The sequence below is a fragment of the Paenibacillus sp. yr247 genome (assembly GCF_900103825.1).
Lineage (GTDB): Bacteria > Bacillota > Bacilli > Paenibacillales > NBRC-103111 > Paenibacillus_E.
This window is the reverse complement of record NZ_FNIF01000001.1, coordinates 249,632-273,974: the sequence shown is the minus strand read 5'-3', so window position 1 is coordinate 273,974 and position 24,343 is coordinate 249,632. Positions and strand designations below refer to the sequence as shown.

Genomic DNA, 24,343 nt, shown 5'->3' with positions numbered 1-24,343 from the left:
AAACTTAAGCATGTTCTTCCATTTGATACTGATAGTCCGCAAGAGAAATATACCGCTGATCCGTTATTAAAACGCCTTCAGCTTGTAGCAAAAAGCTCTGCATATGAGATCCTTCATCATCCATGATCGCAATTTCTCCTTTTGCATTAATGACTCTGTGCCAAGGTAGATGATACTTCTTGCTCATCGCGTGCAAGATCCGCACAACTTGCCGGGCTCCCCTAGGACTTCCAGCAAGCTTTGCGATCTGGCCATAGGTCATGACTTTTCCCTCGGGGATACACTTAATAATCTGAATGACGCGCTCAGTGAATGGTGTCATTATATAACGGCAAACTTGATGCAAACCGGTTTAGACATCTTAAGTACACTTCCGGTAGGAAGCAGCTTTCCTGTTTCGGCATCTCTTGAGAATGAAACGATAGTATCAGTGTCCTTGTTAGCAACCAGCAGATAGCCTCCGTCCGGAGAAATCGCAAAATTTCGCGGGTGCTTCCCTAGCGTAGGAGCATACTCCACAACGGTCAGCTTACCTGTGAAAGTATCAATGGCATACACGACGATGCTTTCGTGTCCACGGTTAGATCCATAAAGGAACTTTCCATCCGGAGATATATGAATATCTGCGCAAGCATTTTCCCCTTCATACGAATCCGGAAGTGTAGATACCGTCTGAATTTCGGTCAACTCTCCTCTTTCCTCATCGTAGCTGAATGCCGTAATTGTGGAGTTAAGTTCATTAATTACATAACCGTAAGCATAGGAAGGGTGGAAGGCAAAATGCCGCGGACCCGAGCCGGGTGCTACTTGTACTTCATTATGAGGAAGAAGCCGTTTCGCAGGGATATCAAGCTTGTATAGAATGATTTTATCCAAACCTAGATCACAGACCCCGGCAAAACGATTCGTTCGATCCAAAAAAACAGAATGAGCTCGCGGTCTATCCTGCACCGATAGGACGCTGGTGCCCTTATGCTGCTGAATATCGGCTGTTGTACCTAAGCTTCCATCCGCTAACACCGGAGACAAGCCTACCATTCCCCCGTGATAGCTTGCTACCATCACCACTTGGTTCGTATGATCCAGCGTAATGTGACACGTAGTCGCCGGCAGCGTAATCTCATTGTTCAGAAACGATAATTTCCCGGTTGCTGAATCAATATCATAAGAAGTTGCCGCACCGCAGCGCTGCTGATTTACGTCGACTCCCTCCGTTAAGGTATAGAGCCTCCAATTTCTCGCATCCACCGTCAAGAAAGTTGGGTTTTGCAAACCATCCACTTGGTCAATGATGTCCAAACTTCCAGTTCCTTCATCATATTGGCAGGTGTATACCCCAGGATTGCTCGATTCCGCGTATGAACCAATAAATGCAAACGTATTTTTCTTCTTTTCCAAAAATGCCATCCCCTATCCTCTAGCTTCATTAAGAGCATTATCTCAAATCCACTTCTAAGGAGCAACTCTTCGGGGCTTTTGCAATGGAAAGAGGCGGAACGTGGGTATGCTATTTTGTTATAATCTGCATTTTCCCGCTTCAAAGAGGAATGACCGTTCCGTTTCACGCAGATAGATGGTAACCCGGTACATAGGATAAAGGAGTTGAAGGAGACGGTGAGGCAACTTTATCTGCTAACGCAAAAAAAGAACCTTAAGCCCACTTTCAAAGTGGTTTTTAAGGTTCTTTAGGATCAATCTAATGTTTTTCATGGGAGTTCCCTGAGGGACGACTCTATCTTTTATATTTTACGGGATGTTAGCTTCGCTTGTGTGAAGAGTAAGAGGTAGTCGTAACCGCCTGCTTTGGAATCTGTCCCGGACATATTGAATCCGCCGAATGGATGAACACCAACCAATGCGCCCGTACATTTACGGTTAATGTACAAGTTGCCGCAGTGTACAGTATCCAAAGCCTCAGAGATACGCTCCTCATTCGTGGAGAAGTACGAACCCGTCAAACCGAATTCCGTATCGTTGTACATCGCGATTGCTTCTTTCCAGTCCTTCGCTTTCGCAATGGCCAAAACAGGCCCGAAGATCTCTTCCTGCATCAGACGGGCTTTGCCGCTCACATCACCGAATACTGTTGGCTGAATGTAATAGCCATTTCCTTCAGCCTTACCGCCACCTACTAACAGCGTTCCTTCTTGTTTACCTATTTCAATGTAATCTAAAATTCTATCGTAGGAAGTTTTATCAATGACTGGACCTGCTGCGAAATTAAGCTCAGGTAAACCGCTTTGCAGCTGGTTTGTCAGTGCAACGACTTTTTCTACTACTTCGTCATAGACGGATTCAACAATAATCGCTCGTGAACCAGCTGAACATTTTTGTCCTTGGAAACCAAAGGCAGAAGCTACAATCGCAGCTGCAGCAGCGCCCAGATCCGCTGTTTCGTCCACGACAATACCGTCTTTGCCGCCCATTTCAGCGATAACGCGCTTGATCCAAATTTGACCCGGAACCGTGTCCGCGGCCAGCTTGTTAATACGCAAACCGATCTCCTTAGAGCCGGTAAAGCTAACAAAACGAGTTTTCGGATGAGTCGTTAAGTAGTCTCCTACTTCCGCTCCGCTGCCCGGGATGAAATTGATAACTCCGGCAGGAAGTCCCACTTCCTCCATAAGAGCGACAAATTTGTGAGCGATGACAGGTGTGGTCGATGCTGGCTTCAGCAGAACCGTATTACCGGAAACAACAGCCGCAATCGTCATACCTACACAAATCGCAAGCGGAAAATTCCATGGTGGAATTACGACGCCCACGCCTAATGGGATATACGAAATTTGGTTGTTCTCACCAGGAATTTTAGCTAATGGCTGAGTCTGATTGATTTCGCTCAATCGAATCATTTCACGTGCATAGAACTCGATGAAATCAATAGCTTCTGCAGTATCTACATCAGCTTCAACGTAGTTTTTACCTGATTCTAGGATCATTAGCGCTGAGAATTCGTGCTTACGAGCGCGCATCAATGCAGCAGCTTTAAACAAATACTCTGCACGTTCTCTAGCGGGAACCTTTTTCCATGATTCAAACGTTTCGAGGGCAACACCCATTGCTTTTTCAGCTAGCGCTTGATCCGCTTTGCTGACGTAACCAATCACTTCATCCACGTTACCAGGGTTAATCGAAGTTATTTTAGCTTCTGTAACGACTTTCTCTTCACCGATATATAGTGGGTATTCACGACCCAATTCACTTTTCACTTTAGCAATAGCTGCCTGCAGGGCCTTTTTATTTTCCTCTAGACCAAAATCAGTAAATGGCTCATTGGCATATGGACTAACCTTCGTAAATGTATTCATCGTATATCTCCTCTCCGAATGGGAACCTTGGGTTTACTTAAACATATTTTTCAGAACAAACCAGACATTTGCTGGGCGCTCGGCTAGCCTTCTCATGAAATAGCCGAACCAATCCACACCGTAAGGTACGTAAACACGAACCCGGTACCCTTCTTTCACTAATTGCTTTTGCAAATCTTCACAAATACCAAACAGCATCTGGAATTCAAACTGTTCTCTAGAAATACCATTTGAACTTACAAATTCCTTAGTAAAGTTAATGATGGCTTCGTCATGACTTGCGATAGCTGTATAATGACCGTTCATGAGATGTTTTTGAATGATTTTTTTATAATTTTCATCGACCGCGCTTTTTTCTGGAAATGCCACTTGCGGAGATTCCTTATAGGCACCTTTCACAAGACGCAAATTGGCTCCAAGTGTGTGCAAATCATCGATATCTTGCATGGTGCGGAATAAATAAGCTTGAATAACGATACCTACATTGTCATATTCTTGCCGAAGCTCTCTGTAGATGTCTAGGGAGATTTGGCAATGCGCATAATCCTCCATATCAATCCGGACGAAATTATTGTGCAAGCGCGCGCGATCAAGAATGCGTTTCATGTTATTTACACATAGCTCTCTGCTAATATCCAACCCGAGTGAGGTCATTTTAAGCGACAGATTGGATTTAACACCTGAACTGGCAATAGCATCTAACGTTTGTATACACATATTTGCTGATTCTAACGCTTCCTCTTCACTAAAGACGAACTCTCCCAAATGATCCAGGGTCGCTACGCGACCATCCTGATTAAGTCCTCGCACGGCTTCAATGGATTGATGGATGGTTTCTCCAGCTACAAATCGTGCTGCCCCGAAGCGTAAACCATACTTTTTCGCTAAACGATTCGCTGTGCGGCTTTTACCTAAAGATTGAAACATGTTTTTCATTATGAGTTCCATCTGTGTTATTCCTCCAAAGGAATTTGTACAATAGTGTTTAATTCATGATTATATTATACAACTATATTTTATTTTTGAACACTATTTGTTTATGTGTATATTTTTCTTGTTTTTAAACAATATTTTGCGTCCATACCTTCATCATACTCACCTTCAAGACTTCTTGTGTTGAATCACCCATTCTTTCATGGTAAATTTAAAGCAAATGAATGCTACAAAAATGAGGTCAACTATGTTCAAAAATGAACACTTTCCGTTGAACAACAAGATACAAACACTCCCTGTAGAAACAACGCTCGAAGTGCTTTCTTCCTATTTACACAAAGGAACAGCGGTTATCACCCATTGGAACAACGAAACCTGCTTATTTACACCAGAAGATGCCGGCCTTATGGCGTCCTTTTCCGGGGTGAATATTCAAACTATAGTAGAAAACAACCGATATTTTGTATCCGCGATTGTTTCTTTGGACGAAAATAACCTTTTGCCACATTTGCAACAATCGACGAACCGACCGCTTCTTTTTAAGGATAAGGAAGGAACAATTCGGGGATACTCCCCTTTATCTACCTGTTTAAGCGCGGCCGTCACGGAGCAGCAAAAGTGGTCTGCTTATTTCACTGCACTCGCGGAAACCGTCACCGATGCTGTCACGGTCGTTGATCGGGGCGGCGCTGTGATCTGCTGGAATTCTGTCGCTGAAGAGCTCTATCACCTACCAAGTGCAGAAATTTTAGGCAAGCGCATTGGCGAACACTTTGATGTGGAAACACTGATGGTCCTGAAAATTTTGGACGAAGGACGCATGATTCGAAATACATACCACCGTCCTCGGCCGGATACCCATGTCCTCATTAATGCTTCACCGATTAGAGATGCCCAGGGTCAAATCATCGGAGGCATTGCAACAGAACAAGATATCACTCAATTGGTGCGATTGAACGAACAATTAACGACAGCTGATTCCTTCGGACTTCCACATAAAGAGCAGACAGAAGATTTATTTACATTAATAAAAGGAAAAGGTCCCGCTATCGGCAAGGTCATCCAATGGGCCAAGAAGGTGGCCGCAACAGAAACACCCGTCCTCTTGATTGGGGAATCGGGTGTCGGCAAAGAGCAGCTAGCTCATATTATCCATCAGTCCAGTTCACGATCCGAGCAGCCTTTCTTGACTGTTAATTGCGGGATCGTACCCGCGGGATTACTGGAAGCCGAATTATTTGGCTACCAAGGAGGCGCCTTCACAGGAAGTGATAGCGGACAAGCCGGTAAATTGGAGCAAGCCAAAGACGGCACCTTATTTATTAACGAAATCGAGAAGCTTCCCTTGGAGATTCAAGCTAAGCTCTACCATTACCTTACGCAGCAAACCATTACTCGCTCAGGCGGGAGTCAACCTATCAACGTTCGCACGCGGATCATTATCGCAACCACACAGGATTTAGCCAGCAAGCTGGTTAATCAGGAATTTTGCTCTGATCTTTACTATGCGCTTAATGTGATTTCCATTCGAATCCCGCCCTTACGCGATCGAACGGAAGACATTCCTGCCATGGTACATATGTATCTCAAGCAGTTTTCCTTGCAATATCAGAAGCCTGTTCCCGCGCTTTCTCCAGAGGTCGTCTTGGCTTTGACCAATTATTCATGGCCAGGGAACATCCAAGAATTAAAAAATGTTATCGAGCGATGCATCATTCTTAGCGATGATGATATGATCTCATTGGATCACCTGCCATCAGCCCTACAGGATCAACAGCCTAGCCTAGCACCATTTGAAGCCGATTCCGCCGCTATTTTACTAAAAGCAAAAGTCTCGGATGAGGAAGAAGTCACCCTGATTGAAGAAGCGCTTGCCAAGACTGCAGGAAACAAAAGCGCAGCCGCCAAGCTGCTCGGCATTTCCCGCGGTACCCTATATAATAAGATGAAAGAGTATGAACTTGAGTAAATTGATCCGATAACGAAAAAGCAAACTTTTCAGCTCTTACGCCCCTTTAAGAGGCGTTAAGGGCTTATTTGTGTTTCGGGACATTTCCCATGCTCCACGACGCGAATTCATTATTACAAAAATTACAATTAACATTCCTCCTTGTTTCAACACGAAGATCGGTAGTATGATAAGTAAACACTTTACAGCCAGAGGTAGTCAGAAAATGAAAATAAGAGATTGGGACATCAATTTAAAAATCCGCTTAGGCGGAGAAGCAGCTTTTAACGTTATTTTTTGGGCATTCTTTCCTTTCCTATCTATCTACTTTGCAAATTCGTTCGGTAAAGGCTGGACGGGACTGCTGCTGATCCTTTCACAAACTCTATCTGTTTTTGCCAATTTGCTAGGGGGCTATTGTGCTGATCGGTTTGGACGAAAACGGATGATGGTTATTGCCGCTTATGGTCAAGCAATCGGGTACGGGGTCTTCGCACTCGCCGCTTCTCCTTTGCTATCCATGCCCATCATTGGATTCATCGGGTTCAGTTTTGCAAGCCTGTCCGGTTCCCTGTATTGGCCTGCCAGTCAGGCAATGGTGGCTGATGTCGTTGAGGAAGAGCACCGGTCCAGCGTATTTGCCATCTTCTATACGGCTGCTAACATGGCAGTCGTTGTCGGCCCCTTGCTTGGATCCATCTTATACGAAGACAATCCGTATGTTGTTCTGGCAGCGGCTTCGTTATTCTGCATTCTTCTCGCTGTGTTAATGAGCCGCAGTTTACATGAAACGCTTCCGAATCATTTGGCTAATCGCCATCGTGTAAATGTCGGAGAACCATGGTATCGGTTCCTGGCAGTACAATTGCGCGACTACCGGATTATCGCTGCCGACCGTGTGTTTCTGCTGTTCATCATTGCAGGTGTCCTACTTTCCCAGACATTCATGCAATTGGACCTGTTGTTTCCTGTTTTCTTACAAGAAACGGTTCATGCGACAACTATATTCTCTTACGGGAATTGGATCCTGCAGGTGTCTGGCAAACAATTGTTCGGTATGATCGTGTCCGAGAACGGCCTTTTTGTCGCACTCTTCACCGTTCTTGTGACCAAGTGGATGCTAGTCTACCGGGATCGATATGTATTTATCGGCGGAGCACTTTTCTATGCGTTAGGCATCGCAATGTTCAGTCAAATGTCTACGTTCTGGGGGTTTACCCTCGCCATTGCCGTCTTCACGCTTGCCGAGCTCATGTCTGCAGGTCCACAGCAAGCTTTCGTATCAAGACTGGCTTCAGAGCAGATGCGAGGTCAATATTTCGCAGCATCAAGCTTACGGTTTACGCTCGGACGCACCATAGCCCCTTTATCGATCCCTATTAGCAATTGGATTGGCTTCTCTTGGACTTTCACCCTGTTGGCCGGACTTGCAGTCTTATCTGCAGTCATGTACAATATCATGTTCAACCGCTTTGATCGTCAGACAAGCCAATAGTCAATAGATATTCATTAGAAATTCCGATAAACTTATCCTATATGTAACGTGCTAAAGGGAGGGTTAAGGTTGGAAGACGCTTCAAAACCAATACAAAGTAAACGAAGAGCATATCTCGAAGTTCTTCTTGTATCAACGAAATTGGGACTCACGTCCTTCGGCGGACCGATTGCCCATCTTGGCTATTTTCACCATGAGTATATTCAGAAACGAAAGTGGATGGATGAAAAAAGCTACGCCGACCTAGTCGCTCTGTGCCAGTTTCTACCCGGTCCTGCCAGCAGTCAGGTGGGTGTTGGTATCGGGACGATTCGAGCTGGTTTGCTTGGGGGAGCGGCTGCTTGGCTAGGATTTACGTTACCATCTATTATCGTCTTGCTGCTTTTTTCTCTGCTGATGAAAGCTATGGATGTCAGTAGCAGCGGGTGGATTCACGGACTCAAAATCGTAGCCGTTGCCATTGTCGCTCAAGCCATTCTCAGTATGGGAAAAAAACTGGCGTCCAATAAAAGTACGGCCTCCATCGCGATCGCGGCCGCTTCGGTAACTTTGTGGTGGCAAGCCGTTTATAGTCAAGTTATTATTATTGTGCTTGCCGGACTTATCGGGGTATTTGCCTTCAAAACCGCAGCAAAACAAGAAAACAGTACCCTTCATGTGCGCGTTAATCGCTCAGTTGCGATTATTTGCCTAGTCCTATATGCGCTATTGCTCGTTATTCTTCCACTCATCAGCGGTCTATGGCACTCGCAGCTGCTCTCCCTTTTCGATTCCTTCTTTCGGGTGGGTTCCTTGGTTTTCGGCGGCGGACATGTCATCCTTCCACTGTTGGAACGCGAAGTGGTACCGCAGGGCTTGGTAAGCAAAGAGGTCTTTCTGGCTGGATATGGCGCTACACAGGCCGTTCCGGGTCCGCTATTTACTTTTGCCTCCTATCTTGGTGCGATGATTAACGGTCCCAAAGGGGCACTAGTAGGTACTTTGGCTATTTTCCTGCCTGCTTATCTCCTCATTATTGGGGCCCTGCCTTTCTGGAATTCCTTACGGACTAACATCAAAATCCAAGGCGCTTTAGTTGGCATTAATGCGGCCGTTGTTGGCATACTGCTTGCGGCTCTTTATAACCCGCTTTGGACAACAGCAATACTTCGTCCCTACGATTTCATACTGGTCATCGTCTTGTTTGGCCTGTTGGTATTCTGGAAATTACCGCCTTGGATCATCGTGTTACTTGGAGCTGTCGCAGGAGAAGCTCTTTCCTATCTGTAAAAAGCAAATAGTCCCCTTTCCACATCAAAGTGGAAAGGGGACTATTTATTATTTTTATCTTTGATAAACGGCCGGGAAACTCTCACCAGACACAATTTCACCCGGCTGCACATGAATATGGGGCTCCATCGGATGGTTACCTGTCGGAGCAAAATACGTATGGCCCGGCATATAGTGAACTGCTATCGCCCTGCGTTTTAATTCTGAGCGGTTTTTCGGGCTGCCGTGCCAAGTGAGACTGTGGTGATAACCAACCTGACCTTTCTTAATTTCAAAAGGAACCGCTTCCACTTTCGCCCCTTCAGGAAGAAGCTCAGGTTGTTTGTGAACCGGCATGAATTGGTCGTTACTGCTTAAATACCTTTGGTGATTACCCCATTTATGGCTGCCAGGCACCATCCACATACAACCATTTTCAATAACAGCATCATCCAGGGCCACCCACGCGCTAACGAGATCGGCCGGTTGAAGAACAGGCCATAACGGGTGATCCTGATGCCAATTCGTCGGGCCTCCCATCACAGGCGGTTTATATTGAATCTGATCATGCCAGATCCGAAGGGTGTCCGTACGCGTTAATTGCGCAACCTCTTCACAAATCCTTTGATTCGCAGCATGCTGCAGGTAAACCTCGCTAGCCATCCAAATATTCACGATTTGAACAACCGTTTCCTTCTTCGTTATCGTCATCCCATAATGGGAGTTATCAAGCATATTTCGGTTAAGGATTGGCTTTTTGACGGATTTTCCTTCCATAACCATATCCAGTTCATCACGTAAGGCTTCCACCTCTTCTTCAGATAAAACGACTTCGCCTTTCAGAAACCCCAATTCATCGAATTGCTTGATCTGTTCCTGTGTTAGCATGACTGATCCCTCCTCTAAAAGTATATCCTTATTGTAGCAACTCCCGGTCTTCACCGTCGTTAGAGATTTCCAATCATTAGTTGCACTTTTCACAGATATCTAACATCAAGATTAATTATGGAACTATTTTCTTTTCGCTTGGTGTATGATGGTAAAGTAGCTTGTCAATCCACTAAGGAGGTTTCATATGTCTGAACAACTTATTATTGGAAACGCTTCACATCTTTATGCCGTACAAGAAGGCTGGGGCCAACTGCCAGCGGGCATCCAATACGGTTACACACATGGCATTTGTGTAGACGATGAAGATCGCGTATATGTCCATCACACGGGTAAAGAGTCTGTCGTCGTTTTTGACAAGAATGGCACATTTCTGAATGCATGGGGAAGCGAATTCGAAGGCGGTGCGCACGGTTTTTATTTGCATCGCGATGCGGATGGTCAGCAGTACCTGTATTTCGCTGACACGAAGCGCGCTTTAGTTGTCAAAACGACGTTAACCGGGGAAGTGCTCTTGCGGATATCTCCCCCAGATCGGCCTGATCTATATGATGCTGAGCGTAAATACGTGCCTACAGATGTTTGTGTAGCTCCTAACGGAGATATTTATGTTTCGGATGGATACGGTCAATTTTACATTCATCACTACGATGCGAAAGGTACTTACATTCGCTCCTGGGGCGGACGGGGCTCCGAGCCTGGACAAGTGATTGAACCTCACGGCATATCGGTCAACCTTCGTGGAGCAGAACCGGAACTGTACGTCGCTGACCGCAGAAACCACCGTATTCAAGTATTTTCTCTCGATGGCCAGCATATCCGATTCGTTGAGCACAATCTCGATCTTCCTTGTTCTTTTTACTTTTTCGAAGATGAAGTATATCTGCCAGATCTAGACAGCCGGATTACGATTTTGGACAAAAATGACCGTTTGATTACTCATCTGGGCGAGGACCAACAAGCCTATAAACAGCAAGGCTGGCCTAATCTTCCTAAAAGCTATTATCGTCCTGATAAATTTAGCTCTCCCCACGGCGTTTGCGTTGATTCCCAAGGCAATGTCTATGTGGCTGAGTGGATTTCGGATGGCCGAATTACTAAGCTTGTGAGAAAACGTTAACACATAGATCCAACGATGAAGAAAGCCGCTTATCCCGGAAGGCATCCGGTGTTAAGGGGCTTTCTGGCGTATAGTCGTCTTACTTTTTCCGTCCCTCGAGCAATTGATCACGCATCCAAGAATTATGAACTAAGCCGTCGCCCTCTCGAAACAAGGTATCATACAGTCGCTTGCGAAGCTCCTGAACAATGCTCTTGTTTGCTGGATGCCGAATGACGTTGCGAAGTTCATGTGGATCGTTAATCATATCATAGAGCTCATCGACATCCGTACAATTCCAAACATATTTCCATTCTTTGTTGCGAATCATTCGCTGCGTGTAGAGCCCAAATTGCTGGCCATTATAAGTCGCGATGACCTCATTCCGCCATTGGGCGGGCTGGGTACCGCGAATCAATGGCATTAAGGATTCACCGTGGAACTGGTAATCAGCCGTCAGAGTCGATCCGCCAATCTCTAACAGTGTCGGAGGTAGATCCAATAAGGAATGCACGAAATCGTCACAGCGACTATCGGCGGGAATGACACTAGGCCAACGTATAATGAGCGGAACTTTCACGACATCCTCGTACATCACGTAGTGTTTATCCATCATACGGTGTCCACCGCACATATCCCCATGATCGGATGTGAATATCACAACCGTATCCTCGCTTTTCCCTAAGGAATCCAGCTCTTTTAAAAGCCTGCCTATTGCATCGTCCAATTGACTAATGATGGCATAATAACGGGCTACAATAGGCGCCCAGTCCTCCCAAGCAAAGTTCTCGATCTGCCAATTCCGAAGCTGCTGCTCTTGGATATATGGCTTATCCGCGAACGTTTCGCTAAAGCTCCCCCACTTTGGAATGCTCTCGGGTGCATACCGTTCAGCGAACTCGGCTGTCGGACGGCAAGGCAGGTGCGGCTCTTGAAAATTTACCCGAAGCTGCCAAGGGGAGCCACACTCCGACAACTGTTTCATCAAAGCTGCTGCCATTTCTGCCGTCTGATGCGAGCGGGTATCCGCAAGCGGTAAAGGATCTATTTCTCCGAAGTAGCCGTTGCTGTATACTAGCTCCGGATAACGAACCTTCAGCCATGCTCGGTATCTCTCGTCACTAGGTACAAACTCGTCATAACCGTAAAAGGTAGGGTCATAGGTTGGATGAACATCCCATTTCCCGATATAACCATTGCGATAACCCGCTTTCTGTAAGGAGCGAGCCCACGAATAAGCAGTGGGCTCCAAAGCACTTATCTTCAAGCCAAGAGAGAAGTTCCACAGCCCGCCGAAGGCTTCAGCTCGCCTGCCGCACGCGAAAGATTGTCTCGCTGGGCCGCACACAGGAATATGGCTATAAGCGCAGTTGAACCACATGCCGCCGGAAGCCAGCCCATCAATGTGAGGCGTCGCGACAGGAGCTAACCCGCTATACCCAAGGCAATCATACCTAAGCTGATCGACCATAATGATAAGAATATTTGGCTGCTTTGCCTGCTTAGTCAAGACGAGTGCCTCCCTGCATGTCGGACCGCGGATGCTTCATCGAACCGATCACGTCTTGGATCTTGCATCCATTCCGACCAAGTAAGGCCATACTGCTGGAGAATCTCATGAATTCGATTTCGGAAGGGGAGACCGGCTTCAATCTGTGTAAGCATAGGATCTACACGTCCATCCAGCATTTGGGTAACCCATTCATCTAAGCGATAAGCGAGATCATTCGCAATCGAAGCGGAACTTTCGGCCAAATTCCTCGCTTCTTCTGGGTCAGAACGCAGATCATATAGTTCTCTATATGGACGTACAAAAGGTCCGGCGTCTAACGTGCGAATAAATTTAAAGTCCCTCGTTACCACACCTCTGCTCGCCTGCCAGGCACATTCGCTCAAATAAACGAAGTCATGCGTGCCATCGGCTTCCCCCCTCAAGCTCGGCCACAAGCTGCGGCCGTCCAACGAAGGTGGTACGATTATACCAGCGGCTTCTAATATCGTCGGCATCATGTCCGCCTGCTGCACTAACCCTTTGACTCTGCGTCCGGCTGGAATACGTCTCGGCCATCTCATGATCATCGGGACTTGAACAGTTGTCTCATATAGACCGCAATGATCCCAATAAATATCATGCTCCGTTAAGCTTTCACCATGATCCCCGAACAAAATTAACAGGGTGTCATCATATAACCCCTCTGCAATTAACCGTTCATCCAGTTCACGCAAACGATCATCGAGATAACGAACCTCTGCATCATACAAGGCGTTTAAATAAGAAGCATCCGTTACAGGACCTAGTAAATCATAGTGATGGTGTTTGAAAAACGGGTAAGCCGCATGATTATATGCGGCTTGCATACTGCGATTCGCAGGATCATAAGGGTCACGACTCTGATCATAAAACGGTGCAACATAGTTTTCAGGCGGTTGATATGGCGTATGTGGATCCCAGTAATGAAGAAAGAGAAAGAAATTTTCCTGCTTATGCTCACGAATCCATTGAAAAGCCAGCTGATTCACGGTTTCTCCATCAATGCTGCGCTTCTTTTGGACGGAATTAATGTAATAGCGATATCCCCTCGCAAACCATTCCTTAAGTTGATATAAATTATCGACAGCTGCAGTCGTGAAGCCATGGTTTTGCAAAAGAGACGGGAGCCATGTTTCTTTCTTAGGCAGGTGAGTCAACGGTGAACCGTGCGCGACAATCCCTGTTCGCAGGCCAACTTTTCCCGTGAAAATACCTGTATGGGCCACTTCCGTTGGAATATCGGCGGCATACGCTCTTTCAAACAATGCGCCCTGAGCCGCAATTTGATCCATGTAAGGAGTCGTCGGCTTCGCATAGCCATAGCAGCCCAACCGTGAAGCGCGCAGGGTGTCCAAAGAAATAAAGACAATGTTCATACAGCTTCACTCCGTCCCGTTTTCGTCGTCATGTAGTCCATGATTAAGGCTACATTACTCTCGACCTCGTCAACATGCGTACGGATCACGATGTCAGGCTGTTCGGGTGTTTCATAAGGATCTCCAATCCCTGTAAATTGCGGAATTTCAGCTTTTCTAGCTTTAGCATATAACCCTTTCACATCACGGCGCTCACACTCTTCTAAGGGACAATCAACGAATATTTCGACATAACCGGGCAGCTCCGCTCGGGCATGTTCCCTCATTTCCGCATAGGGGGTAATCGCAGATACAATGACGGTAACGCCGTTGCGAGATAGCAGCTTGCAAATGAACACGATTCGTTGAATATTAGCAATACGATCCTCACGACTAAAGCCTAGACCTCGCGATATCGTCTTTCGAAGTTCATCTCCATCCAGCAGCTCGACCTTCCTGCCGAAAGCACGAAGTGGCTCAACCAAGGCGTGAGCCGTCGTCGATTTCCCTGAACCTGAAAGACCTGTAAACCAGAGCACCTCACCTTGTTCACTCATAACCTTCCTCCTTCGGATCGGTCCACTCGAGATGGATGTTCATCAGATTTCAATAACAGCACCATTGGCAAGATGAGAACGAACAGCCGCTTCAATGATTTCCTGGACGGCAAGGGCATCCTCACCGGAAGCAGCGACATGATCTGGGGAGACACACTCCTTCACTTCCTGAATAAAAGCATCGAGTCGGAGCCGGAACGTATCCTCGAAGCCTCGCATCCCAGTCATGATCGAATTTCGGAAAACCCGAAGCTCTTCCTGCCTGTGAGGATAATAAGTAAGCGATTCATACACATTATCGAGAACGAATCTCCCTCGGTCTCCAGCCACTTCACAGGCCTCAATCGGGTGGGTGCCAAACATATCGTAGCTTCCCATCAAATGCCCTACAGCACCAGAGGCAAACTCTAAATTAATAGATGCCGTTGACCAAACCGTGCGGTTGGGGGCTTTAGTCAGAAAAGCTTGAACACGGCGAACATTTCCGGCAAAATAGCGCATAACATCCAACGAATGCGGATGCAGTGCGCGTAAATGAATCCAGGGACTGGATTCATTCGGATTGCCAATCGTCAGTTTCATGTTCACAAAGAGCGGGTGGCCTACGTCACCATCAGCCATCCATTGCTTTGCCTTCTTTGCTGCCGGAGTGAAGCGATGATTGAGATTACAGCCGAAACGAACTCCTTTTTCCTTCGCAAACTGAACCATTTCTCTCGCTTCTTCCAAGCGATTCGAAATCGGTTTCTCTACCAGGACATCTTTACCTGCAGCAATAGCTTTCATAACAGGCTCTCTATGATGAGAGCCATTTTCGATCCCGCCGGTAGCCACGCTTACTATATCGATCTGTTCGACTTCCAACATCGTATCTACATCATAATAGGCCTTAACGCCAAACTGAGCGGCAACCGAATCAGCAAGCTCCTGGTTAAGATCACAGATTGCTACAAGCTTCACATCTGAGTGCTCTTTATAGCAGCGGCAGTGAATCCGTCCGATGTGATTGACGCCAATGACAGCCACCTTCAGCATGTTGAATCAGCTTCCACTTCTTCTGTTTCTACTTCAGCATCCGCTTCGGCTTCCGACACCGCTTCGGCTTCGATATCCGCTTCGACGTCCGTTTCCTCGTCCTTGGTTTGCAGCGATTTCGCCGTCTTTGGGGATCCGATATGCATGGAGTCGAAAGCTTGCTGCGACGTTTTGAACGGACCGCAGCCTAGTCCATGCCAGTTGAGATTCGTGTAGATCGGATTCTCGCGGCCCGTCTCATTTTCCCGCTTAGCAATATGGGCTTCTAATCTTTTCATAAGTAAGGCTGCAATTTCAGGCTCTTCGTCTACCACATTGTGCAGCTCCTCTGGATCGCGAACCAAGTTATACAGCTCAATCGGAGGCTTGAAATGAAGATCGGGCTCCAACGCCACGATCAGCTTCCATTCCGGCGTCCGCCAGCCGTGCTTGCGCATCCATGTGCACTCCGTGATATACATTTCACTTTCGGGTACCCGCTCCTCACCTCGCACTAACGGTAATAAGCTGCGGCCATCAAAAGAAATTCCACAATCCAAACCCAGCAGCTCAACTATTGTAGGCATTACATCCTTAATTTGCGTGGAACTGGACACACGCTTCCCTGCTGGCAGCTTGCCCGGAAATCTAAGAATCAGGGGAATACGCAAGTTTGTTTCGTATAAGCCATGGTGATCATAGTAGCAATCATGTTCATTCAGCGTTTCACCATGGTCGGACGTGATGACAACCAACGTCTCGTCTTCAATCCCAAGCGCGGTAAGCGCAGTAAAAATCGACTGAATCCCCGCATCCATGTAAGCAATTGCGCCATCATATTGCGCATCGATATACGTACTATCCGTGCAGCCTTCAGGGAACCAGGAGCTGAAGTAATCCGCAAATGGCTTAAAGGCGTAGAGCTCATCCAAAGAATAATTGTCGGGATCACACTCATTGCCTTCGTAGAACATCCGTTCAAACGGCTTGGGCGGCAAATACGGGGAATGCGGATCCATATGACGCAGAAAAAGAAAAAATGGCTTCCCCTCCTCCTTCAAACGCCTCATCTCCGGGATCGCGACTCGATTCAAATTATCTGCCTTGGGACTTCGGCCTGTTTCGTCAGCCCCCCAGCCTTCGAAATCCAAATACGTCTGAAAACCGCGTGCTGACGGGTTTCCTGTGAATCCGATACAAGTCGTATTGTAGCCGTTCTCCTCCAGCAGCTCGGAGAGCATTTTCACATGATCCCCAACAGCTCCGCCATGCCGCAGGGCAACAACGTCTGTGCCGAAGCAATCCATCCCTGTAAGCATAGAAGCATACCCAGGGGTTGTCGGGATGCTCGGGGAAAAATGCTGTTCAAACAACACGCCGCCTTGACTATATCGATCGATATGCGGAGTCGTCAGCTTGTGATAACCATAGCTGCTCATATGATCTCGACGCAAGCTATCAATACCCAACAACAGTAAATTCGGCATTTTAGGTGTCATATAACCTACTCCTTCTTCGTTAAATTAGCCTTATCTCGCGCCTGAAGAACGCAGCACTGCATGCAAGTATCCATAGCTTTCCGCAGCTACAATGGATACCTGTGCGAGGGAATGCCCGCCCGCTCCAATGACTTCAAGGCATACCGGACCCTCATAGCCGTTATCCGTAAGTACTTTACAATACCCGATTAAATCAATATCTCCGCGCCCGCAAGCCTGCTTGTCAATCGTTCCCGGACCTGCTTGCCTGCCGCTGCAATCCCGGATATGAATATGCCGAACACGTGAGATCACGGCTGGCAGCGCGGCCTCAGGGTTCTCACCAGCTCGATAAATATGACTGGGGTCCATATCGATGCCGAAAGACGGATCAGCAATCGACTCTATAGCTCTTAATGATGTTGGGGTATTATAAATTGAGCCGCCCACATGAGCTTTGACACAAAGTGTAACACCATATTCCCCCGCCATCTTTGCCATCCGTCTTAGCTTTTCGATCGTGAATAAAAGATCCGCTTCGACATCCGATTTACCGCCAGGGCCCACATTAACGATGGGTATACCTAATTCAGCTGCCGCTTCGAAAGCGAGCGGAAGTCGGGTCTCACTGAGCTCCGCTACTTCCATCGAAAGCAGCTTAAGCCCATTTTCCTCTGCGATCTGCTTTATCTCTCCAGCTTGTTCACGCCACCGATCAAGCTCTAAATGCTCGCACATCCCCTTAATGGCTGACAATTCAACACCATCGTATCCACAAAGCTTGATATGCTGCGCTGCTGTCGCAAAATCAAAATCCTTGAATAACACGGAATTAATACCTATCTGAATCATGCACTCCAACCTCCCTAATTAAAGTTCAACGATACTTGATGTTTCAAATGAACGTATGGCCGCCTCGATAATCGTTTGCGCCTTCAACGCTTCTTCGCCCGAGCCATTGATTTGATCATAAGGCACCTTTGCATCAAGCTGTTCAATCCAATCGCTAATGCGGCTTTTGAACGTTTCGTTGAAGTTACGCATGCCCCCCAAATAGGTATAGCTCTCCGTGGCAATGCTGTAACGTGGATAGAATGTTAACTGCTCACAAGCATCATCCAGCACGAACCGGCCCTTGGATCCGACGACTTCACATCGTTCCAAGCCGTAGCTTGCCCCGGCATCATAGCTTCCGACCAGGTTGCCGATGGCCCCATTTTCGAACTCAAGCATCACTTGCGCATTGGACCAGATTTTCCGGCCTTCCCCCTTCATCATGAATGCGGCTACCCGCGACACATCGCCGCAGAAATAACGAATTACATCAAAGGAATGCGGATGAAGCGCACGCAAGTGAAACCACGGGGACGTTTCTACCGGATTATTAATCCACATTTTCATATTGATCATATGCAATTGACCGAGGCGGCCTTCTTCCACCCATTCTTTCGCACGCAAGGCTGCCGGTGTAAATCGATGGTTCAAGTTCACAGCAAAAGGCAGCTGCTTCTCCTTCGCCAGCGCCACCATACGCTCCCCTTCATCGATCCGATTAGAGATCGGCTTCTCACCAAGAACAGGAATGTTCGCTGCCAGCAGCTGCATCGTTGGTTGATAGTGCTCGCTGCCGTTCTCTTCCCCTTTGGTTGCCATCGAGCAAGCATCCAGATGGATGCCGCTATCCAGCATTTCCTTCACACTATAAAAAGCGCTGCAGCCATATTTGGCCGCAGCCGCATCTGCTTTCTCCTTGACGATGTCACAAACAGCGACAAGTTCTGTTTTCGCATGTTCTTTGTACACGTTCGCATGTATCGTACCGATATTACCGATCCCGACAACCCCGACTTTTAACGTCATAATTGATCCCTCCAGCAACTGGTTTCTAATGAAACTCTTTTAATTCCCAAGAACTCACCCGTGTAAATCGCGATACTGGCCAGGCGAACAACCGACCTTCCGCCGAAACAATTGCGTAAAAAAGGCTGGGTCCTCGTAGCCAACACGGTGTGCAACATGAATGACTTTCTCATCGCCTTCTGCCAAATACTGCTTCGCGCGATCAATTCGGATATCATGAATCCGCTCCGTCACGGTCTGGTTTGTTTCCTGCTTGAAAACCCGATTCAACTGACGGCTGCTCACATTAAACAGCTCGCACAAGTCGGGGATGGTCATTTTTTTATCAAAATGGCGCTCTAGAAAACCGGTAATACGGCGAACAAGAATCGTATGATTCGCTGTCCGTGAACTCTTTTTTTCCTTACTCGTTGAATCCGTATAGCAGCGCGACAACAGGATGAGCAGCTGCAGCATTTGCAGCTTTATGATCGTTAAGTATCCCGGACGGTGATGCTCCCACTCTGTAATCATGGTCTCCAGCAGAGAAAGGACGTGACTGGAGGCCGAGCCAACTAAATTTAAACGATGATGAAAGCGTTCTCGAGGGTTTAAGAAAGGATGCACATAATAGAAATCCATGGACTGTGACACGCCTAATTCTTTCAGCAGTGATTCATGAATAAGCTCCGGCGTGAATAGACAATTAATAATCTCGATGCATTCACCGGGTTCCGTTCGGTACGTATGTACTTCCCCAGGATTGATAATAAACACATCCCCAGCTTGAATCCGATAAGATTCGCCTTCAAACAAATGCTCTGTTTGGCCGCTGACTAAATAAACGAGTTCGATAAAGTCATGCGAATGAACAGAAGGGGTATTCTGCTGATCATGAAAGCAGCGATTGATGGTAAACGGAATTTGCTTATCGTTCATAAATTGACTCTGTCGCAATTGATTGACCATATCTACGATTCCTTTCTCTGCCTCTACCTTCATCATAAGGCTTGCTGCTCGTGCTTTCATTGCGGTTTCAGCCATCTTACATGGGGATTAGGCCATTTTCGTAATTCTCATCAGCCTAGCAGTTCGGCACTTGAATGACGTTTATGAATTTACGCTGCAGTAGCTGTACATGATCGGATGGTGTTTGCTCGTCAGTGATTAGATGATGAATTTGATTCCAAGCGCCAATCATCGTGAATGCTTGCATATCAAATTTGCTGTAATCAGCGAGGACGAATACTTGCTCGGCCATGCCGATCATTTTTCGTTTAACCCTGGCTTGCATCTCATTCGATTCACTAATGCCACGCTCCATATGAACGCCCTTGCAGGAAACGAACGCTTTATTGACGTGGTATTCATCCAAAGCTTGCTCCGTTAGCGGTCCAACGAAAGAAAGCGAATTAGGCACAAGGATGCCTCCTGTGCTGATGACACTCACATTCTTTTTCTCACTAAGGACCAAAGCCACTTTCAAGGAGTTGGTGACAACGGTGAGAGGAATATCAGGCAGCTGCGCCGCCATGTGCCAAGTCGTGGAGCTCGCATCAAGGACGATTCGATCATTCGGCTCCACATATTTGACGGCTTCAGCCGAAATACGCTGCTTCTCCGTAACATGAATCGTTTCTCGCAGCTGATAGGACGTTTCTGACGTTTGCGATTGCAAGCGGATCGCTCCGCCATAGCTGCGCATCAGTCGTCCTTCGCTTTCCAAGCGGTCCAAATCACGTCGGATTGTTTCTTCGGTTACCCGGCACAATTGGCTGAGTTCAGTGACGCGCATACTCCCTCGCTCGTTGACCAGCCGTAGAATGTGCTGAACCCTTTCCGCGACTAGCATCATCAAACACCTCCCAGAGCCTCAGAATTCCGATTTTCGTATTTGGATGATTAGCGGGCTTGATCAAACGCAATCACCCGATCTCGAATTTCGCAGAAATTGTTTATATTCACATACTCCAAAATAAACGGTACGCCTTCGGTGTATTCGTGATACAAATTCAATAGCTTACCCCAGTCGATATCGCCGTCTCCAACACATCGTCCATAAGTATCATTGACTTTCCGGTCTTTTCCATGGAAATACGCCAAATGTGGAGCCAAATAACGGAACATTTCCTCTTCCGAGTTATTCGCAATCAAATTAGCTGGATCCAGCAGCACTTGAACATGCGGCGATCCTACCTGTGCGAGAAAATCAGCGGTCCGTTTCGCACTCGGTACCACATCCAAGACGCAGGGTTCTATCGCGAGCTTGATGCCGTAATGTCCGGCGCGCTCTCCGAGCCACTTCACCTGCTGCACAAGCCGTTCGAAATCCTTTTCATAGGTATCCGCTTGAATGCCTCGTTTTCCCGGGGTGAATCCACACTCCGTTGCCACGATCGGTACACCGGTTAAAGCGGCAATTTGCATATGTCGTTCAAAATAGTACAAGTTCAGCTCTAATTCCCTGTCATCCGTTTCCAGCAAATTCGTAAATACGCCAATCGATGCAACCTCAATTCCATGCTTCCGATACGTCTCTACAATTTCTCGGCTTCTGGTATCCGTTAAGTCGCTAAGATCACTCCGCCCATTATATCGCCAGTAATTGGAATCCGTCTGTGAGAAACAAAGCTCTGTCCACCTGAATCCACGTTCAGCTAGTAGAACCGCCACTTCTTCGTTCGATAGTTGCGGAAAGCTGCGCGATACGACACCTATATCCATATAGTTTGACCCACCTTCATTGAGGAATTATTGTAGGGCTCGCCCGCGAGCCGCCTTAACCGCGAACAAACTAAATAAGAGAGCCGCAGTGCCTTCGATGACTAAAAAAAGCATCATGTAGGACTCAAAGGCAACTTTCAGCAGGACATGTGAAAGGAGATTACACACAAATAAGAGCCCTAACTGGAAGGCAAAAAGCATTGCCGCAGCTTGTAAAACCTGTTTGGCTGCAGCCTTCTTTTTCAAAAAATGTTGACCGTAAAACACATACGCGAGCCATCCAACGCCCATAAGCAGAAAGGTAAAATTATCAATGCCTTGCCAGGAAGATGCTTTGACGTTGAAAAAGGCCAAGCATGCCAACAGCAGACTTCGTAATTCAAACCAATTGAGTATGCCCAACACGGAGGTGATGATCGTTAACCCCACCGAAATAAAACCTGCTGCTGTATCCTTCTGTTTCATCTCACGAAAAGGATCCATACGTCACCGCGTCCCTCCATTCCCTCTCCACCCTTTGCAGTATACGCAGGGTATGGCTGCGAACCTCTTCACTTTCAACCAGCGTTGTTCTCCTCACATGAGCTGCCAGCTTACCGATTTTGTTCAAATAAACCTTTCTTGCTGTTTGTTGAATACGCTTGACTTGCTTTATCTTCCCCCGCTCTTGATAGCGGATCATTTGCCGATCGTATTTGGCAGTCCACGCCTCAGGAATTGAACCTGTAACCGTAAGTGTCTCCAAGTCTCGCAGCTTGCTGCCAAGCATTTTCTCCAACAATACTTTCATATACCAAAGCGATCCCAGCATGATAAGGCTTAGGCAGACGAAGAAGACTAGCAAAAGAATGATAATATACGTCATATGGAGGCTGCCCCCCTAAGTGTAAGCTCCCCTGCAAAATGACAGGCAGCGTAGTGCCCATCCCCTGCTTTTTTTAATTCGGGGGCTTGCTTCTTGCAAATGTCCTTGGCATAAGCGCATCTGGGGTGGAAATAGCAACCTGAGGGCGGATTAGCTGGGTTTGCCACTTCCCCTGACAGGATAATTCGATTGGACTTCTTACGCGGATCTGGTACAGGCTTGGCAGAAAGCAGCGCTTCTGTATAAGGATGCTTCGGTGAGGCGAACAAGTCCTTGGTTGCTGCAGTCTCCACCATTTTCCCTACATACATAACACCGACTCGGTTTGAAATATGTTGAATAACGCCAAGATCATGCGAAATGAATAGATACGATAGGTTCAGCTTCTCCTGCAGATCCTGCAGCAAGTTAATAATTTGCGCCTGCACAGATACGTCCAAAGCAGACACAGCCTCATCGCAGACGATGAATTTGGGCTCAGTGGCCAAAGCTCTCGCAATGCCGATACGCTGCCTTTGTCCTCCGCTGAAGGCGTGAGGGTATCGTTCGAGATGTCGGCTATTTAAGCCAACCATCTCCATGAGATCAGCTACGCGTTCTTTCAGTTCTTCTCCATGTGTCAAGCCATTGCATACAAGAGGCTCAGCAATAATGTTGAGCACCGTCATCCGAGGATTAAGCGAGGAATAAGGATCTTGGAAGATCAGCTGCATATCCCGTCGAATAGCTCGCAATTCCTTGGAATCCAGCTGTAAAACGTCCTGCATATGACCCTGACGATCTCGAAATAAGACAGAGCCTGACGTCGGTTCAATAGCCCGAAGAATGCAGCGTCCGAGAGTCGTCTTCCCACAACCTGATTCACCAACCAGACCAAACGTTTCCCCAGGTCGGATATGAAACTGAACATCATCGACCGCTTTGACGTAGCCGACGTTTTTTTGCAGAAACCCCTTCTTAATAGGGAAATATTTTCGCATGTAACGGACATCCAGTATGAGTTCATCCGTTTGAACACTCATGAGACCACCTCGGCTTCTTTAGTCTCCGTTTCAACCATTAAGCAGCGAACCTTATGATCCTTATTGACCTGAATAAACGGGATATCGGCTACATTGCATACACCGTCAACAGCTTGCTTGCAGCGGGAATAGAAGCCGCAGCCTTTGGGTAAATTCATCGGGAAAGGCACGGTCCCTTCAATGGATTCCAGCCTTTTGTTCGTCCTTCCGATGGCAGGGATAGAGTTCAGCAGCGCTTTGGTATAAGGATGCTTCGGATTATGAAACAAGGAGTCCACGTCGGTATACTCCACGATTTTCCCTAAATACATTACAGCAACCTCATCCGACATTTCGGCAATCACACCGAGATCATGGGTGATGAAAATAACGGAGGTGTCGTGATTGGCTTTCAAATCATTAATCAGCTGAAGGACCTGTGCTTGGACCGTCACATCCAATGCGGTCGTGGGCTCATCAGCAATGAGAATCGAGGGATTGCAGGATAATGCCATGGCTATCATGGCCCGCTGCCGCATCCCACCTGATAGCTGATGAGGATACTCGCTGAGCCGCTGCTCGGGATTCGACATGCCAACCTTCTTCAGAATGTCCACCGCCATGCGGTAAGCTTCCTGCTTATTCTCTGTGACATGAAGCAGAATCGCTTCCATGATTTGATTGCCAATCGTATGGATCGGGGAGAAAGCCTTCATCGGTTCTTGGAAAATCATGGCGATCTCGTCGCCCCGGATATTCCTTATCTCCTTGCCCCGTGGATCAAGCTTCGCCAGATCAACGGCTTCACCCTTTAGACCGGCGGTGCCACCACGGTACAACTTGATCTCACCCTCAACTTCTCCTGGCTTCGGCACAATGCGAAGCATCGCTTGCGAAGTCACACTTTTGCCGCAGCCGCTTTCTCCAACGATGCCAAGTGTCTTACCGCGCTTTATTTGCAAATCGATCCCATCCACGGCTTTCAGCACGCCTTCATCCAAATGGAAGTGAACTTTCACGTCCTTCATTTCCATAATGACGGTATCTCGTTCTGACATTC

Annotated in this window: 23 protein-coding genes; 4 read left to right on the top strand and 19 right to left on the bottom strand. The window is 47.2% G+C overall.

What is annotated here, in order from left to right; genetic code table 11:
• Nucleotides 1-4: 4 nt before the first annotated feature.
• The 4 genes from BLT91_RS01180 to BLT91_RS01165 form a co-directional block, all read right to left on the bottom strand.
• Nucleotides 5-322 (bottom strand): MGMT family protein, encoded by a 318-nt coding sequence (locus BLT91_RS01180; RefSeq protein WP_090815744.1) that lies wholly within the window; start codon nucleotides 320-322, stop codon nucleotides 5-7.
• Nucleotides 322-1,407, bottom strand: a complete 1,086-nt coding sequence (locus BLT91_RS01175; RefSeq protein ID WP_090815742.1) for a lactonase family protein — start codon at nucleotides 1,405-1,407, stop codon at nucleotides 322-324. The genes BLT91_RS01180 and BLT91_RS01175 overlap by 1 nt, the downstream gene beginning before the upstream one ends.
• Nucleotides 1,408-1,739: 332 nt before the next feature.
• Entirely contained in the window at nucleotides 1,740-3,308 is a 1,569-nt protein-coding gene (gene pruA / locus BLT91_RS01170; RefSeq protein WP_090815740.1) for an L-glutamate gamma-semialdehyde dehydrogenase, read from the bottom strand.
• Nucleotides 3,309-3,341: 33 nt separating this feature from the next.
• Nucleotides 3,342-4,256: a proline dehydrogenase family protein gene (locus BLT91_RS01165; protein ID WP_090815738.1), complete on the bottom strand. Its 915-nt coding sequence runs from the start codon at nucleotides 4,254-4,256 to the stop codon at nucleotides 3,342-3,344.
• Nucleotides 4,257-4,512: 256 nt separating this feature from the next.
• On the opposite strand from BLT91_RS01165, the gene BLT91_RS01160 reads away from it, so the two are divergent.
• The 3 genes from BLT91_RS01160 (at nucleotide 4,513) to BLT91_RS01150 (ending at nucleotide 8,953) form a co-directional block, all read left to right on the top strand.
• Nucleotides 4,513-6,210, top strand: coding sequence for a sigma-54 interaction domain-containing protein (locus tag BLT91_RS01160; protein WP_254776742.1), 1,698 nt, complete (start codon nucleotides 4,513-4,515; stop codon nucleotides 6,208-6,210).
• A gap of 205 nt (nucleotides 6,211-6,415) precedes the next feature.
• On the top strand, nucleotides 6,416-7,684 hold the full coding sequence (locus BLT91_RS01155; protein ID WP_090815732.1) for an MDR family MFS transporter: 1,269 nt from the start codon (nucleotides 6,416-6,418) through the stop codon (nucleotides 7,682-7,684).
• Nucleotides 7,685-7,753: 69 nt separating this feature from the next.
• Nucleotides 7,754-8,953, top strand: coding sequence for a chromate transporter (locus BLT91_RS01150; protein ID WP_175532039.1), 1,200 nt, complete (start codon nucleotides 7,754-7,756; stop codon nucleotides 8,951-8,953).
• 54 nt (nucleotides 8,954-9,007) lie between these two features.
• On the opposite strand, the gene BLT91_RS01145 is transcribed toward BLT91_RS01150, so the two are convergent.
• A complete protein-coding gene (locus BLT91_RS01145) occupies nucleotides 9,008-9,820 on the bottom strand; it encodes a phytanoyl-CoA dioxygenase family protein (protein ID WP_090815731.1) in 813 nt (270 codons plus the stop codon).
• Between the two features lie 187 nt (nucleotides 9,821-10,007).
• On the opposite strand from BLT91_RS01145, the gene BLT91_RS01140 reads away from it, so the two are divergent.
• Nucleotides 10,008-10,940 carry an NHL repeat-containing protein gene (locus BLT91_RS01140; protein WP_090815729.1) on the top strand — a complete coding sequence of 311 codons (933 nt, stop codon included), beginning with the start codon at nucleotides 10,008-10,010 and terminating at the stop codon, nucleotides 10,938-10,940.
• 79 nt (nucleotides 10,941-11,019) lie between these two features.
• Here the strand turns inward: BLT91_RS01140 and BLT91_RS01135 are convergent, their stop codons facing one another.
• The 14 genes from BLT91_RS01135 to BLT91_RS01070 are packed head-to-tail and all read right to left on the bottom strand — an operon-like array spanning nucleotide 11,020 to nucleotide 24,341.
• Complete coding sequence (locus BLT91_RS01135; protein WP_090815727.1) at nucleotides 11,020-12,429, bottom strand: sulfatase family protein; 1,410 nt, start codon at nucleotides 12,427-12,429, stop codon at nucleotides 11,020-11,022.
• Nucleotides 12,426-13,826: a sulfatase family protein gene (locus BLT91_RS01130; RefSeq protein ID WP_090815725.1), complete on the bottom strand. Its 1,401-nt coding sequence runs from the start codon at nucleotides 13,824-13,826 to the stop codon at nucleotides 12,426-12,428. The genes BLT91_RS01135 and BLT91_RS01130 overlap by 4 nt, the downstream gene beginning before the upstream one ends.
• The gene (gene cysC / locus BLT91_RS01125) at nucleotides 13,823-14,362 is read right to left on the bottom strand and encodes an adenylyl-sulfate kinase (RefSeq protein ID WP_090815724.1); all 540 of its coding nucleotides are present in this window, start codon (nucleotides 14,360-14,362) and stop codon (nucleotides 13,823-13,825) included. The genes BLT91_RS01130 and cysC overlap by 4 nt, the downstream gene beginning before the upstream one ends.
• Before the next feature lie 42 nt (nucleotides 14,363-14,404).
• Entirely contained in the window at nucleotides 14,405-15,397 is a 993-nt protein-coding gene (locus tag BLT91_RS01120; protein WP_090815723.1) for a Gfo/Idh/MocA family protein, read from the bottom strand.
• Nucleotides 15,391-16,875 (bottom strand): sulfatase family protein, encoded by a 1,485-nt coding sequence (locus BLT91_RS01115; RefSeq protein ID WP_090815720.1) that lies wholly within the window; start codon nucleotides 16,873-16,875, stop codon nucleotides 15,391-15,393. Before BLT91_RS01115 ends, BLT91_RS01120 begins: the two co-directional genes overlap by 7 nt.
• A gap of 30 nt (nucleotides 16,876-16,905) precedes the next feature.
• Nucleotides 16,906-17,706, bottom strand: coding sequence for a sugar phosphate isomerase/epimerase family protein (locus BLT91_RS01110; protein ID WP_090815718.1), 801 nt, complete (start codon nucleotides 17,704-17,706; stop codon nucleotides 16,906-16,908).
• Between the two features lie 18 nt (nucleotides 17,707-17,724).
• Nucleotides 17,725-18,714, bottom strand: coding sequence for a Gfo/Idh/MocA family protein (locus BLT91_RS01105; RefSeq protein WP_090815715.1), 990 nt, complete (start codon nucleotides 18,712-18,714; stop codon nucleotides 17,725-17,727).
• A 54-nt stretch (nucleotides 18,715-18,768) separates the two neighbouring features.
• Entirely contained in the window at nucleotides 18,769-19,737 is a 969-nt protein-coding gene (locus tag BLT91_RS01100) for an AraC family transcriptional regulator (RefSeq protein WP_090815712.1), read from the bottom strand.
• A 40-nt stretch (nucleotides 19,738-19,777) separates the two neighbouring features.
• Nucleotides 19,778-20,545 carry a DeoR/GlpR family DNA-binding transcription regulator gene (locus BLT91_RS01095; RefSeq protein ID WP_090817158.1) on the bottom strand — a complete coding sequence of 256 codons (768 nt, stop codon included), beginning with the start codon at nucleotides 20,543-20,545 and terminating at the stop codon, nucleotides 19,778-19,780.
• A gap of 50 nt (nucleotides 20,546-20,595) precedes the next feature.
• The gene (locus tag BLT91_RS01090; RefSeq protein ID WP_090815710.1) at nucleotides 20,596-21,417 is read right to left on the bottom strand and encodes a sugar phosphate isomerase/epimerase family protein; all 822 of its coding nucleotides are present in this window, start codon (nucleotides 21,415-21,417) and stop codon (nucleotides 20,596-20,598) included.
• 27 nt (nucleotides 21,418-21,444) lie between these two features.
• A complete protein-coding gene (locus BLT91_RS01085; protein WP_090815708.1) occupies nucleotides 21,445-21,900 on the bottom strand; it encodes a hypothetical protein in 456 nt (151 codons plus the stop codon).
• Complete coding sequence (locus BLT91_RS01080) at nucleotides 21,884-22,282, bottom strand: hypothetical protein (protein ID WP_090815707.1); 399 nt, start codon at nucleotides 22,280-22,282, stop codon at nucleotides 21,884-21,886. Before BLT91_RS01080 ends, BLT91_RS01085 begins: the two co-directional genes overlap by 17 nt.
• The gene (locus BLT91_RS01075; RefSeq protein ID WP_090815705.1) at nucleotides 22,279-23,304 is read right to left on the bottom strand and encodes an ABC transporter ATP-binding protein; all 1,026 of its coding nucleotides are present in this window, start codon (nucleotides 23,302-23,304) and stop codon (nucleotides 22,279-22,281) included. The genes BLT91_RS01080 and BLT91_RS01075 overlap by 4 nt, the downstream gene beginning before the upstream one ends.
• The gene (locus BLT91_RS01070; protein WP_090815703.1) at nucleotides 23,301-24,341 is read right to left on the bottom strand and encodes an ABC transporter ATP-binding protein; all 1,041 of its coding nucleotides are present in this window, start codon (nucleotides 24,339-24,341) and stop codon (nucleotides 23,301-23,303) included. The genes BLT91_RS01075 and BLT91_RS01070 overlap by 4 nt, the downstream gene beginning before the upstream one ends.
• Between the last annotated feature and the right edge of the window lie 2 nt (nucleotides 24,342-24,343).